This window comes from Chromobacterium sp. FG22, from assembly GCF_057809415.1.
Window position 1 is genome coordinate 31,172 of record NZ_JBMDJX010000032.1, and the last position, 13,942, is coordinate 45,113.

11 protein-coding genes are annotated in these 13,942 nt (G+C 68.5%); all 11 read left to right on the plus strand.

The features are described from left to right. Positions 1-166 precede the first annotated feature (166 nt). Complete coding sequence (locus ACODSD_RS21910) at positions 167-2,080, plus strand: thiamine pyrophosphate-binding protein (RefSeq protein ID WP_486636832.1); 1,914 nt, start codon at positions 167-169, stop codon at positions 2,078-2,080. Between the two features lie 31 nt (positions 2,081-2,111). Further along, positions 2,112-3,707 (plus strand): flavin monoamine oxidase family protein, encoded by a 1,596-nt coding sequence (locus ACODSD_RS21915; RefSeq protein ID WP_488878325.1) that lies wholly within the window; start codon positions 2,112-2,114, stop codon positions 3,705-3,707. Between the two features lie 269 nt (positions 3,708-3,976). Continuing rightward, complete coding sequence (locus tag ACODSD_RS21920) at positions 3,977-5,629, plus strand: ATP-binding cassette domain-containing protein (RefSeq protein ID WP_488878326.1); 1,653 nt, start codon at positions 3,977-3,979, stop codon at positions 5,627-5,629. 328 nt (positions 5,630-5,957) lie between these two features. Then, complete coding sequence (locus tag ACODSD_RS21925; RefSeq protein ID WP_107798579.1) at positions 5,958-6,407, plus strand: hypothetical protein; 450 nt, start codon at positions 5,958-5,960, stop codon at positions 6,405-6,407. Between the two features lie 92 nt (positions 6,408-6,499). Next, positions 6,500-7,495, plus strand: coding sequence for a radical SAM protein (locus ACODSD_RS21930; RefSeq protein ID WP_227107525.1), 996 nt, complete (start codon positions 6,500-6,502; stop codon positions 7,493-7,495). A gap of 27 nt (positions 7,496-7,522) precedes the next feature. Further along, positions 7,523-9,025, plus strand: coding sequence for a radical SAM/SPASM domain-containing protein (locus ACODSD_RS21935; protein ID WP_227107527.1), 1,503 nt, complete (start codon positions 7,523-7,525; stop codon positions 9,023-9,025). Next, positions 9,022-9,918 (plus strand): hypothetical protein, encoded by an 897-nt coding sequence (locus ACODSD_RS21940; RefSeq protein WP_107798576.1) that lies wholly within the window; start codon positions 9,022-9,024, stop codon positions 9,916-9,918. Before ACODSD_RS21935 ends, ACODSD_RS21940 begins: the two co-directional genes overlap by 4 nt. 23 nt (positions 9,919-9,941) lie before the next feature. Continuing rightward, positions 9,942-10,760 carry a hypothetical protein gene (locus ACODSD_RS21945; protein ID WP_253315278.1) on the plus strand — a complete coding sequence of 273 codons (819 nt, stop codon included), beginning with the start codon at positions 9,942-9,944 and terminating at the stop codon, positions 10,758-10,760. Beyond that, positions 10,744-11,895 (plus strand): aKG-HExxH-type peptide beta-hydroxylase, encoded by a 1,152-nt coding sequence (locus ACODSD_RS21950; protein ID WP_488878327.1) that lies wholly within the window; start codon positions 10,744-10,746, stop codon positions 11,893-11,895. Before ACODSD_RS21945 ends, ACODSD_RS21950 begins: the two co-directional genes overlap by 17 nt. Then, on the plus strand, positions 11,892-13,127 hold the full coding sequence (locus ACODSD_RS21955; protein ID WP_488878328.1) for an aKG-HExxH-type peptide beta-hydroxylase: 1,236 nt from the start codon (positions 11,892-11,894) through the stop codon (positions 13,125-13,127). Before ACODSD_RS21950 ends, ACODSD_RS21955 begins: the two co-directional genes overlap by 4 nt. A gap of 9 nt (positions 13,128-13,136) precedes the next feature. After that, a partial coding sequence (locus tag ACODSD_RS21960; protein ID WP_488878329.1) for a 2OG-Fe(II) oxygenase occupies positions 13,137-13,942 on the plus strand: 806 nt, incomplete at its 3' end.

Here is a 13,942-nt window from a genome sequence, read left to right on the forward strand (position 1 = left end):
CTCGCCGCGCCGGCGCAAGCCTTGTTGGCCGGAAGCGGGCGCGCGGCGCGGCGCAGCAGCCGTCCGCATTGGCGTTTTCGACACAGAAATTATCCGGATTGAATTTTCCTCCGCCTGGATTACCACTCACATAAGAACGAAAACTTATGGAGAGAGGCGGGACGGAATGAATAGCCAACAGCAAAACAGCCGGCAGCGCTGGGCCCGGGACTATGTGTTCGACGCATTGAGCCAATTGGGCATCCATCGCATTTTCGGCGTGCCCGGCACCAATGAGATTCCCATCATCGACGGCACGTCCTACCCGGAAAACCAGGTGGAGTATATCGAGTGCCTGCACGAGAACATCGCCATGGGCGCGGCCATGGGCTCGGCGCGGATGACGGGCAAGCCCGGCGTGGTGGTGGTGCACGTCACCCCGGGCATCGCCCACGGCATCGGCAATCTGTTCAACGCCTGGCGCTCGCAGGCGCCGCTGGTGATTCTGTGTTGCCAGCAGCAGAACGAGCTGGTCACGCAGGAGCCGCTGCTGGCCTCCAATCTGGTGGACCTGGCGCGGCAATACACCAAGTGGGCGCATGAGGTGCGCACCGAGCAAGAACTGCCGATGGTGTTGCAGCGCGCCTTCAAGGAGGCGATGGCGCCGCCCAACGGGCCGGTGTTCGTCGCCATTCCCTGGGAGTTCACCATGCGGCGCATCGGCGACGGCGACCGCCTGCCGGGCATTACCCGGATCTCCCCGCATTTCATCGCCGACGCCGACGCCATCCGTCAGGCGGCCGTCATGCTGCGCGAGGCGGTCAACCCGCTGATCGTGGTGGGCGACGCCGCCGGCTACGCGGAGGCCTGGCCGGAATTGCAGGCGCTGGCGGAGTTGATCGGCGCGCCGGTGTCGCTGCAAACCTTCAGCAGCCTGGCCAACTTCCCCAATGGGGATTACCACTGGCAGGGCGAACTGCCCGGCGGGCAAAAAGATCTGCAGCAAGTGTTCGCCGGCCACGACGTCGCCTTTTTATGCGGCTTCAGCAACCAGGCTCAGGTCACGGTGTTCAAGTACAGCGACGGGCCCTTGATCCCGCCCTCGGTGCGCCAGGTGTATCTGAGCAACAACAGCTGGGACATCGGCAAGAACTACTACGGCGAATGCGCGCTGTTCGGCGACATCAAGGCCACCTTGCCGCTGCTGAACCGGGAGATCGGCGAGCAGCCGTCGGCGGCCGCGCGGCAGCGCAATGAGCTGTTGCGGCAAAAAGCCGAAGCGAGGCGCTTGCAATGGGACGTCTATCTGCGCGAGGCGATGCAACAGCAGGAAATCTGGGCGGTGGTGATCGCCGACGCGCTGCGTCTGGAAATCAGCGAACGCCGGCTGGAAAAGCAGTTCGTCTACGTGCACGAAGCGGTGTCGGACCCGGCGCCGTTCCAGTACCTGCTGCCCTTCACCGAAGAGGCCGCGGCGCCCATCAGCTACTACTGCGTCGGCGGCGGCTCCCTGGGCTGGTCCATGCCCGCCACCCTGGGCATCAAGCTGGAAGCGCAAGGCTGCCAGGGCATAGACACCCGTTTCGTGGTGGCGGCCACCGGCGACGGCTCCTCCTTGTTCTATCCGCAAACCTGGTGGACTGCTCAGCATCGCCAGCTGGGGGTGCTCTACATCATCACCAACAACCACGAATACCACACCCTGCAAATGGGCCTGCAACAAGTGGAGGCGATGTACGGCGACGCGCCGGGCTACGGCTGGCAGGCGCGCACCCAGGACCCGGAATACCTGCGCATCCACCGGCCCAAGCCGGATTTCGTCGCCTTGGCCCAGGCTTTCGGCGGCATGGAGGGCGAGGTGGTGGTCCATCCCGAGGCGGTGCGCGCCGCGGTGCGGCGCGGGCTGGACCACGCGCTGGCCGGCCGCGCCTATGTGCTGGACATGCAGACCGTGGGCCTGGATCAGCCGCCGCCCACGCCGCAGCAGGCCAACGCCCGCTACCGCCATCAGCCGAGGCTGGATTGCTTCCATGTCCCGGACGGGGACGGCCAGCGCAATACGGACAACGGCCAGCCGGCCAATGTGCCGGTGATTTTCTGATCCCGGCTCCACATAGCGAGGACGAGCAAACATGGCTAGCGAAAACATAGACATCGCCATTGTCGGCGGCGGCGTGTCCGGCGTGTACAGCGCCTGGCGGCTGCAACAACACTATCCCCAGAGCAAGATCGCGGTGTTCGAGGCCAGCGATCACATCGGCGGACGTCTGCTGTCGGTGCGGCCGCCGGACATTCCGGACATGGTGGCGGAACTGGGCGGCATGCGCATCCTGCCGGAGGTGCAGCCGCTGATTTACGACCTGATTCAGGAATTGAATACGCTGTTGCCGGCGCCGGAACAGATCGAGCTTTACCGCTTTCCGGTGGACGAGCCGCAAAACATCGCCTATCTGCGCGGCGTCTATCTGCGGCTGCAAGACTTCACCACCCAGCCGGACAAAGTGCCGTACCGGCTCAATTTCCTGGACCGCGGCCAGACCGGCGGCGCCGTCATCATCGACGCCATCGAGCAGATCGTGCCCGGCATCACCAATAAATCGCTGACCGAGGAAGAGCGCCGGCAGATGGCGCAGAACGCCAGCTTCGGCGGCGTGCCGCTATACCAGCAAGGCTTCTGGAACGTGCTGTTCCGCGTGATCACCGGCGAAGCCTATCAATACGCCGAAGACACCGGCGGCTACGACACCACCTTGTGCAACTGGAACGCCGCCGACGCCATTCCCTGGTTTCTGTCGGACTTCGGCGTATCGGCCCAGTACATGGGCTTTTGCAACGGCTTTCAGCAAGTGCCGCTGGTGTTGGCGCAATTGTTCGAACAGGCCGGCGGCGAGGTGCGGCTGGAGGCCCCGGTCAGCGGCGTGACGCGCAGCGAGTCGGGCTTCCAGTTCCAGGCCCAGGGCCGGACGATATCCGCCAAAACGCTGATTCTGGCGATGCCGCGCCGCGCGCTGGAGCTCTTGTCCGCCACCAGCCCCTGGCTGCAGGAGGCCGCGCGCTTCCAGCAACTGGCCGCCAGCGTCACGCCGCGGCCGCTGTTCAAACTGTTCACCACCTACAACAGCCCCTGGTGGCTGAATACGGGTTACAGCACGGCCGACGGCGACTACGTGCCGGTCAAATCCGGCCGCTCCGTCACCGATTTGCCGGTGCGCCAGACCTATTACTGGCCGCGCAGCAACGGCCTGCCCGCCTTGCACGGCCACGCCATGTTGCTGGCCAGCTACGACGACGGCGACAACACCGGCTTTTGGGACGGTCTGCGCGGCCGCCGTCACAGCGCCTGGAAGAAGGGGCTGGAGGTGGCCGAGCTGGCGGACCCCTTCATCGGCGCGGACGACCAGGTGCGCGCCAAGGAGCTGAGCTGGCACCGCTACAAGGCTCCGCGGATGATGACCGAGGAAGTCACCCGCCAACTGACGGTGATGCACAGCCTGTCCTACACGCCCAAAGTGCGCAACGCCGCCTTCCGCGACTGGGGCGACGACCCGTACGGCGGCGGCTGGAACAGCTGGAACATCGGGGTGAAAAGCTGGGAAGTGAAACGGCAGATCATCCAGCCGCTGGACGGCCAGCCGCTATACGTGTGCGGCGAGGCCTATTCCGACGCCCAAGGCTGGGTGGAGGGAGCTTTGCAGACCGCGGACATGATGTTGGCCAAGCTGGTCTGAGAACCTGTTTTTGGCCTGCCGCGCGCCGGCGGGACCATCAGACGGGAGGCGGAAGCGTTTCCGGGAGCGGGACAGGCAGGCCTGTCCCGCTTGGCGCGCGGCCCGGCGCGCGCTACCATGACGGTTTTCCGCCGCGCCGGCCCCTTGCGCGGCCCCATTCTTTCCCGAGGTCTTCGTCCGATGCGCCATTGATGCCGCCGTCCTCCTGGACGGCCACGTTCTCCGCCCCCTGCGCGCAGGGGAATGTTCGGCATCCTTTGGAAAGCTTCATGACGCCTATCCATCTCACTTTGGACGACGTGTCCTATCAACTGCCCGACGGCAGGATTCTGTTCAGTCATCTCAATATGGCGTTTCACGCTCAGCGCATCGGCCTGGTGGGCCGCAACGGCGTGGGCAAGACCGTGCTGGCGCGTTTGTTGGCCGGAGAACTGCGGCCCAGCGCCGGCCGCTGTCTGCGCGGCGGAACGGCGCATTACTTGGCTCAGAGGGCAGGCGCGCCGCGGGGCGACACCGCCGCCGGCCTTGCCGGACTGCAAGGCGCGCTGGACGCGCTGGCGCGCATCGAGGCCGGCAGCGTCGACGCGCGGGATTTCGAACGGCTGGCCGAGCGCTGGGATCTGCGCCAACGCTTGGAGCGGGAATGGCGGCGTTTCGGCCTGGGCCATCTGCGCCCGGAAACGCCGGCCGACGCGCTCAGCGGCGGCGAAGCCGCGCGAGCGGCGCTGTGCGGGGCCATGCTGTCCGACGCCGACTTCCTGATCCTGGACGAACCCAGCAATCATCTGGACCGGAGCCAGCGGCAAGCACTGATCGAACAACTGTCCCTCTGGCCGCGCGGCCTGCTGGTGATCAGCCACGACCGCCGCTTGCTGGCCGGCATGGAGCGCATCGTTGAACTGTCGCCGCAGGGCCTGGCCGGCTACGGCGGCGCTTACGATTTTTACGCTGAACACAAGGAGCGGGAACAGGCGAGGGCGCTGCAAACGCTGGAGCAGCGCAAACAGGAGCGCTTGCGCGGCCAGCGGGCGCTGCGCGAACAGCAGGAGCGGCAAGAGCGGCGCCAGGCCCGCGGCGAACGGCGCGGCCGCGAGGCCAACCAGGCCCGCATCCTGTTGGACCGACAGCAGCAGCGCAGCGAGGACAGCGCCGGCAAGCTGCGGCGGCAACAGGCCGCGGCGCGGGAAGCGCTGGACCAGGCGGTGCGCGAGGCCGCCCGGCGGGCGGAGGACGACGCGGCGGTCGTCGTGCACGCCTTGCCGCAGGGGCCGGCGCTGCCGCGCGTCGCCGTCGCGCTGGACGAGGTGGTGCTGCCGTTCGCGCCCGAGGCCACGCGCCGGATTCACCTCAGCCTGGGCGGCGGGCGCCGCATCGGCGTCGTCGGCGCCAACGGCTGCGGCAAGTCCACCTTGCTCAAGGTGTTGGCCGGACGATTGCGTCCGCTCGCCGGACAGGCGCGGGCGCCGGCCGCCTGCGCCTATCTGGCTCAGGATCTGGACGGACTGGACCCCGGGCGCGGCGCGATCGAGCAATTGCTGGCAGCCAATCCCGCGGCGGGGGAAAGCCGGCTGCGCATGTTGCTGGCCCAATTGGGCCTGGACGCCGAGCGGGCGACCCGGCCCTGCGGCCGGCTCAGCGGCGGGGAACGGCTGAAGGCGGCGCTGGCCTGCGCGCTCTACGCCGATCCGCCGCCGACGCTGCTGCTGCTGGACGAGCCCAGCAATCATCTGGATCTGCCGTCGCTGCAAGCGTTGGAGGCGATGTTGCGCGCTTACCGCGGCGGCCTGCTGGTGGTGTCGCACGACGACGCCTTTCTGGACGCGCTGGATCTGGACGGCTGGCTGACGGCGGACGAGGACGGCTGGCGGCTGCTGGACGGAAGGGAGCGGCCGGAGCGCGCCATCGATAAAAGTTCGTTTTAGGTAATTTAACGTACAGATATACTAAAAACGCATGAATATAGTTAAAGCGCTGACGAAAACCGTCGGCGCTTTTTCATTCCAGTGATACGCAGGCCGGCTGGATGACGAGGCGGATGGGCGAGGCATTTGGGTGGGTGCGGAGATTCCCCTGGGGCGCGGCGGCCGCTTTGCGGCTCAGCGGCAATAGCCCTTTGCCGGCAAGAAGCCGATTGGGAGCGCGGACCGCATAGTGCCTCCAGTCGCAGCACGCGCCGCCGCTTTCCGCTCCATCCAGACGAGGGCGCCGCCAAGCAGGCCTCGGTCACAGAGCTCAAGCCAGGAGGACACCATGGCCCAACCGGAAGTGAACAAACTGCTGATGCGCGCGGTGAGCGATAACGATTTCCGCGTCAAGTTCTTGTCGGACCCCATCGCCGCGGCGAAGGACGCCGGCGCCAACAGCGCAACGGTCGCCGAATTGAAAAAGATCGACGTCGCGCGCTTGCGCGCCCAATTCGACCACCTGACCCGGGTGTCCGGCGATTTGCTGGCCGGCTCGGTGGTGGCGGCCGGGCATAGCCGCGACTGGAGCGACCGCAGCAATATCCACGACAACGACGGCCATATCCACGACAAGGCGGCCAGCGTGTTTTCCCCGGGCGATCTGGTCACCAATCCGGCGGTGTCCACCACGCTGAACCCGGCGGCGGTGCGCGACGCGCTCAAGGACCCGCTGGTGCTCAAGGAAATTGAAAACAACCCCCAGATCAAGGCGGCCTTGAAACGCGGCGTCAAATAGCCCGCGCGGCGGAGCGGACCCCGGCGCGGCCAGCCGCGTCGGGACGGATTTCCTGGCGGCCCGCTTGCGGGCCTCTTCGTGGGGCGACGGCGATGATCATCCGGCTGACGGCTTCCTGCAACAATAAGTGCTTCTTCTGCATCGTGGACGACGAGATCGCCCAGCGCGCCTTCCGGCCGCTGGCGGAGATCGTGGCCGAGCTGGACCAGGCGGCGCCGGACGAGGAGGTGGACATCTTTGGCGGCGAGCCCACCATAGACCCGGTGTTCTGGGAGGTGCTGCGCGAGGCCTTGAAAACCGGCCGCCGCGTCAGCCTGGCCTCCAACGTACGGCTGTTCTCCCACCGCCCGTCAGCGGAGCGGCTGGCGGCCATGGCCGACGGCCGGCTGGAAGTGCGCACCAGCCTGATGGGCCACAGCGCGGAATTGCACGACAAGCTCAACGGCGTGCGGGAGGGCGCGTTCCGGCAAACCCTGCAAGGCATCCGCCGCCTCAGCGAACTGGGCTTCGACATCCAGACCAATATCGTGATCCTGGCGGAAAATGTGGAACACCTGCTCGCCACCGGCGTGACCGCGGTGGAGGCCGGCTCGTCGCGCCTCAAGTTCAGCGGCACCGTGCGCACCGGCAAATTCATCGACTCCATCGCCGATCCGGCGCTGGTGCGCGAACGGCTGCGCACCATCGTGCCGCTGTTCCGCGCGCTGGGCGTGCCGGTGACGCTGGAGAAACTGGCGCCCTGTCTGATACCGGATTTCCTCGATCTCTTGATCCGGGACTCCGATCCGGCGGTGGACACCCATCCCTGGTACGAGAAAACCCGCGCCTGCCGCGCCTGCCGGCTGGCCGACGCCTGTCCGGGCGCCGAGCGCGGCGCGCTGATCCGCCACGGCCGGGACTGGGTGCGGCCCCTGGCCGAGATCCCGGCGGAATTGATAGACGAGGTGCGCGTCGCCGCGCTGGAGCGTTATCAGCCGCGGCGCGACAAGCCCTTCTTGCGCGTGCTGTTCGATCACCAGGACCTGTCCTCACTGGGCGTCATCGCCAGTTTCTCGCGCCAGCATCCGCAACTTTATCTGATCGCCTGAACCCGCCACCCGTTTGCGAGGCCCGCCATGAACCACGTCGTCACCCCGATCCGCCCGATTGAAGCGCGCGCGCCGCGCGCCGCGCCCGCCCAGCCGGACCGGGCCGGCATGGAGGACATCTTCGCCGACTTCCGGCTGCGCGACCGCTGGAAACCCAATTACCGCGCCCGGGACGTGGGCGACGGCGTCTTCCTGTCCAGCGACCAGGGCAGCTGGGCGCTGTTGAGCCGGGAGGAGTACCGCGCGCTGCGCAGCATCGCCCTGCCCGCGGCGCTGCACGATCTGCTGGAAGAGCGCGGCCTGATCCTCACCGCGCGCAACGCCGGCAGCGTGATGCGGGCCTATGAAGACTGGTCCGCCAATTATTTTCCCGGCACCGCCTTGCACATCATCGGCATGACGCGGCGCTGCAATCTGCGCTGCGCCTACTGTCACGCCGCCGTGGTGCGCGACAGCTCGGACCCGGCCCGCTACGACCTGGACGAAGCCACCGCCCGCGCCATCGTCGACTTCGCCTACCAATCGCCGTCCTCGCGCATCCATTTCGAATTCCAGGGCGGCGAAGCCACGCTCAACTTCGGCGCGGTGCGCTATCTGCACGCCTACGCGATGATCAAGAATCTGGCGCACAAGCGCGCCTTGTCCTTCTCCATCGTCAGCAACGGCGTGGAACTGCCGGACGAGGTGCTGGACTATCTGGCGGCCAGCCGCATCAACATCACCACCTCTATCGAGTTCGACGCCGCCGAACACCCGTCGCTGCGCGTGGATTGGGAAGGTCGCGGCCATTGGGACGATATCCGCCGCAACCGCGCCCGCATGCGCGAACGCGGCTTGGACGTGCCCTCGCTGATCGTGGTGGGGCGCAACAATCTGCACAAGCTGCGTGAATACGTCGATTTCGCGGTGGCGGAAGGACAGTCCTCCATCTTCTTCTCCCCGGTGCAGAAAATGGGTTTCGCCAAGGGGAAGTGGGACAGCGTGGGCATGGGGATGGACGAGTTCTTCGACGCCTGGCGCGACGCGCTGGACTACATCTTTTCGCTGTGGGACCAGGGCATCCTGCTGGAAGAACGCTATTTTTCGCTGGCGCTGGAAAAGCTGTTCAACAACCGCGACGTCAAATACGTGGACTTCCGCAACCCCAGCGGCATGGTGCTGGGCAATCTGGCCTACGATCATCTGGGCAATGTCTACGGCTGCGACGAAGGCCGCGGCCACGCCGATTTCCGCATCGGCAATGTGCACACCGACAGCTACGCCGACGCGGTCACCTCCGACAAGGCGCGCCAGCTGGTGTCCTACTCGCTGCGCGAGCACGACGCCTGCCAGGTGTGCGCCTACCGGCCTTATTGCGGCGTGTCCCCCATCGTCAGCAAGGGCGAGACCCACTCGCTGGACCCGCAGCCCTTGACCAGCTCCTGCTGTCAGCGCACCCGGCATCTGTTCGACTTCGTGGTGAAGCTGATGCGCGAACGACCGCAGCGCATCGACCAGGCGCTGACCATCATCCGGATGAGCACCCAATGAGCGCCCGGGACCGGATCGCCGGCGAACTGCAAGCCGGCGGAGAAGGCGCCCGCATCGCGGTGGAGGCGCTGGCGGTGCTGGCCGGCCTCAAGCCGCTGGCGCGCTTCACCGCCGGCCGCGACAGCGCCGCGCGGCTGTGCGCGCTGCTGGACGCCTGCGGCCTGCGCCACGGCCGATACGTGCCGCCGCCGGACGACTGGGGCTACCGCCACGCCACCGCAGAGGAACGCGCCGCCTTCAGCCGCAACGACGCGCGCGTCTATTACGCGCTGGACGCGGAGGCCCTGGAGCGGGGGCTGGACGCCCAGCGGCGGCAAGACAATGTGGCGCTGGGGCGGGCGCTGGGCTACCCGGCCTGCTGCATCGCCGCCAACGAATACTTCGGCGCCGCGCCGATGACGGATCTGCTGCGGGTGGCGCGCACTCCGGGCGGGCGCGACTGGCGGCTCAATGTCTTCCTGACCGAGATGGAAGTGGGGCGCGGTTCGCCGTACTACCTGATTTCCCACTTTCCCTGCCACTTGGGCTGCCGCGCCAGCGTCGACTACGCCGCGGCGCTGCTGGAGGTCCTGCGCGACGCCGCCCCGGCCTTCGCCGCGCAACTGGAGCGCCTGCTGCCGCTGCCGCTGCTGCTGCGCGACGAGGAAGAGCCGCCGGAGGCGCGGCGTTACGGCAATTTCGGCGCCCAGCTCTACGGCGGCGCCGTGGGCGACGCGGTGTTTTATCAGGGCTGGCGGCCGCTGCGTTCCAGCGACCGTCTGCCGGAGGCCCGGCTGGATCAGGGCGATTGCATTGCATGGCAGGAGGAGGACTTATGCGTGCTCAGCGCGCGGAACGGGCGCGAAGTGGCGAGACTGCCCACGGAACGCTGGCATCTGGTGGCGTTTCAATAAGGGCGTCCGCCTCGCCTGAACGCTTGCGCGCCGCCTTGCCGCAGCTGACCCAGGCGGCGCGGGTGGACCTGGCGCTGACCCTGGCCGGCGCCAAGCCGCTGGCGCGGGTGTCCTGCGCCTACCGCGAGGCGGAGTCGGTGATCGGCGCGCTGCGGCGGCTGGGCTTGCACGCCCGGCGCTGGGAGCGGGCCTTGCGGCCGGCGGTGGCAGACGCCGACGACTACGTGGTGTCCGCCGTGGCCAGCGACGAGACGGCCGCGCCGGACGCGCGCGCCTTCGTCTTCGCCGCCCGCGACGGCGAACTGGCGGAGCTGGCCGCGCGCTTCACCGACAACGACGTCATCGCCGGCCGCCTGCTGGGCTATCCGGATTGCTGCGTGCAAGCCTATCTGGCGCATCGCGATCATCATCACGCCCGCCTGGAGCCGGCTTTCGCCGGCGACGGCGGCGCGCAGCCCTACTGGACCAACACCATGCTGGACGTGTTCGGCTGGCATCTGCTCAGCCACTTCCCCTGCCGCGCCGACTGCGCGGCCAGCCGCGATCAGGCGATGCGCCATTGGGAGGCGCTGTGCCGGCTCGACCCCGGCTTCGGCCTGGCGACGGCGCGCCATCTGCGCAGCCTGGTGCTGCGCCATCCGCGGCTGGGGCTGGTTTACGGCCAGCCGCTGGCGGACGGCGGCTTGCGGCTGCTGGGCGGCTCCGCCGCCTTCCGCGCCGCGCTGGGCGGCGCCGAGCGGGTGAGCCGCCGGCCTGGCGGGCTGGCTGCCGGCGATTTTGCCGTGAGCGGGCTGGAAACCTTCGACTTCACCGCGGGCAGCGACGATGTCCACCCCGTTTGACGATCTCGCCGCCAGCGCCGCCTGCCCGGGCGATCCGGACGGGCTGGCGCTGCTGGAAAGCTGCGCGGCCCGGGCCTGGCGGCAAAGCCTGAGCGTTTTCCTCGAGCGCGTCGCGCCGGCCATCGCCTTGCCCGGCGGCGCGGCGCGGGCGCTGCGCGAGCTGGCAGAAGCGGAGCCGGATTTCGAATGGCTATGGCACCCGGCGCTGGGCGCGCTGGCCCAGGCCGAGCGCCAGCCTCGCGCCGGCTTTCTGTTGGCCTGCGCCCTGGAAATCGCCTGGCACGCCCACCTGAGTGGGATCGCCGGCGAATGGCGCGCGCGCTGGAGCCCGCCGCGCACCCTGGCGCTGCCGGATCGGATCGCTGACGTCCGCGCGCTCAGCGTCGTCGCGGACGGGCGGACGCTGACGCTGAAGGCCGCCGGCGCGGACGGTTCGCGGCTGGCGCTGAGCGCCGCGGCGGCGCCATGGGGCGGGGCGGGCAGAAGCCCCGTTCTGGCCGCCTATCCGGTGCGCACCCCGGACGATCGCGAGCAGGCCGCCGGCGAGCCGGACGCGGCGGCCGGGCGGGCGCTGGCCGCCGGGCTGGCCTTGATCGAGCAGGGCGCGCCGGCCTACGGCCCCTGGGTGCGCCGCCTGGTGCGCCAGGTCCGGCCGCTGAGGCAAAGCGGCGGCCTGGTGTCCAGCTGGAGCAGCCTGCACTATCCGGGGCTGGTGTCGATGACGCTGTTCGCCTCGCCGCTGGACATGGCGGAAACCCTGGTTCACGAAGCCAGCCATCAGCACTTCCACTTGCTGGACCGGTTGTTCCCCTTGAGCGAGCGCGGGGCGGAAGAATGGCTGTACTCCCCGGTCAAGCGCTGTCGGCGTCCGGCCCTCATGCTGCTGCTGGCCTACCACGCCTTCGGCAATGTGGCGCTGTTTTTCGACGCCTTGCGCCGCAACGGCCGCTTGGCGGACGCCGACTGGCGTCATCACATGGCGGACTTGCGCGACTGGCTGCCGCGCATGGCCGCGGAACTGGAGCGGGCGCGCAGTCTGAGCCCGGCAGGGCGGCGCTTCCTGGACGCCTTGCAGTTGCCATTGCGGCCGCTGCTGAAGCCGGCGGCGAGCCCGATCGAGGAGATCGCGCGATGACCCCTGAAATCGCTCGCGCTTATTCCAGCCCCTTCGAAGCCTTCGACGAGGACTGGCACGCCGGCTGGACGCGGCAGTTGCGCGGCCGGCAGTTGAACGCCTTTCTCGAGCATTGGCGGCCCTTGCTGCAGCGCCACGCGCCCGGCATCGCCCCGGCCTTGTCGGAGATGGCCGCCGCCATGCTGTCCGCGGGCGACGCCGACGCGGCCGAGACCGCGCGGCTGACCGAGCTGGCCGCGCATCCGTTTTGCAATCTGCAAGCGCTGCGAGACGAAGAGGCCCGCCAGCCGGACCTGTTGCTGTCGCGCGCCCTGCAATGCGCGCTGCACTGGACCGCGCACCGGCCCGGCCGCGAATTCCACCTGCGGCTGTCCCGGCCGCTGGCGCTGGGCTTCGCCGGCTACGCGCTGCCGGCCGCCGTCGCCTACCGCGTCAGCGGCGACGCGCAAAGGCTGGAAATCCGGCTGGACACCGCCGCGCACACGCAGCGCGGTTGCGCTTTCGAGCGCGAGGGCGAGAGCTGGCGCAGCGTGACGGGACCGGCGCGCAAACTGCCGGCCGTCGCCCTGGGCGAGGCGGGGCCGGACATCGTGCTGCGGCCCTTGCCGCGCAGCCTGCTGAACCCGGACCCGGAGGTCGTCCCGGCCGGCCCGGGCTGCGCCGCCACCTTGAACCGGGCGATGACGCTGATCGCCTGTTATTCCCCGGCCTACCACCGCTGGATCGCCCGTCTGCTGCGCGTGGTGTCCCCGCTGCGGCTGGAACCGGGCAAGTTCAACAGCGAAAGCTATTCCATGCTCAACGGCGCGCTGTACATGACCATCCATCCGGACCCCTTGCGCTGCGCCGAAACCCTGGTGCATGAGGTCAGCCACGATTATCTGCACCAGCTCGCCGCCATGGGCGCGCTGAGCGATCCCTCGCTGGGCGAAACCTTCCATTCCCCGGCGCGCGGCGCGCAGCGGCCGACGCTGGGCATCCTCAAGGCCCACCACGCCTTCGTCAACGTGCTGATTTTCTACTACCGGCTGATCATGGCCGGCGTCGCGGTGCACAGCGAGCTGGCGCGCAATGTGTCGGAGCTGGAAGACTGGCGCGCCCAGATGGAAGAATCTCTGGCCCGGGCGCGGGCGCTGACCCCGCTGGGACAGGCTTTGTGGCGGCCGCTGGCGCTGAGGGCGGACCAGTTCCGCGCCTTGGCCGGCCGCGACGCCGCGGCACATTGCGCATAGGGGGCGATCATGTTGGAAAACGTGCTGTTCTTCGAGCAACCGTACCGCCACTTCCTCTGCTTCGACACCTTCGACGAGACGGTGGCCCAACAGGCGGACGCGGTGCTCAGAGGCCCGCTGCCCTGGGAGGAGCGGGTGGGGGATTTCTTCGTCACCTACCGGCTGGATCTGCGCCGGCTCTATCAGCTGCGGCCGGACGCGCCGGCCTTTGTGCGCGAGGAGTTCCTGGACGCCTTGCGCGAGCAGATGCAAATCCTGTTCGAGGTGCCGCTGTCCGCGGACGACATTCAGGTGCTGGGGCACCGCATGGTGCCGGGCCAGCGCATCGGCGTGCATAACGACAATCCCGGCCTGGGCTACGAAGGCTACCGCGTGGTGGTGCAATTCACCCGCGACCACCGGCCGGAAGACGGCGGCTTGCTCAATATCCACGCCGGCGACGAGCCGGAGGCCGTCTACCAGAGCATCCGGCCCTATCCCAATATGGCCTTCGGCTTTGAGATGAGCGCGCATTCCTATCACTCGGTGTCGGCGTTGACGCGACAGCCGCGCGACGCGCTGATCTTCAATTTCTGGCACCAGGGCAATACCCCGGCGGTGGAGCGCCGGGTGCGGCAAACCCTGGCGCAGCTGTTTCCGGACGCGGCGCTGGCCGCATCCGATCCCGGCGAGCGCGGCCTGCACCGCGACGGCGACGTTTCGGATGCGCCCGATTGGCCGGCGCCGAGCGCGGCGCAAGCGCTGTTGGCGGAGTGGGGGCTGGGCGGCGCGGCGCAGGCGGCCGGCCTGCTGCTGGCCGCCGCCCGTTCCGGCGC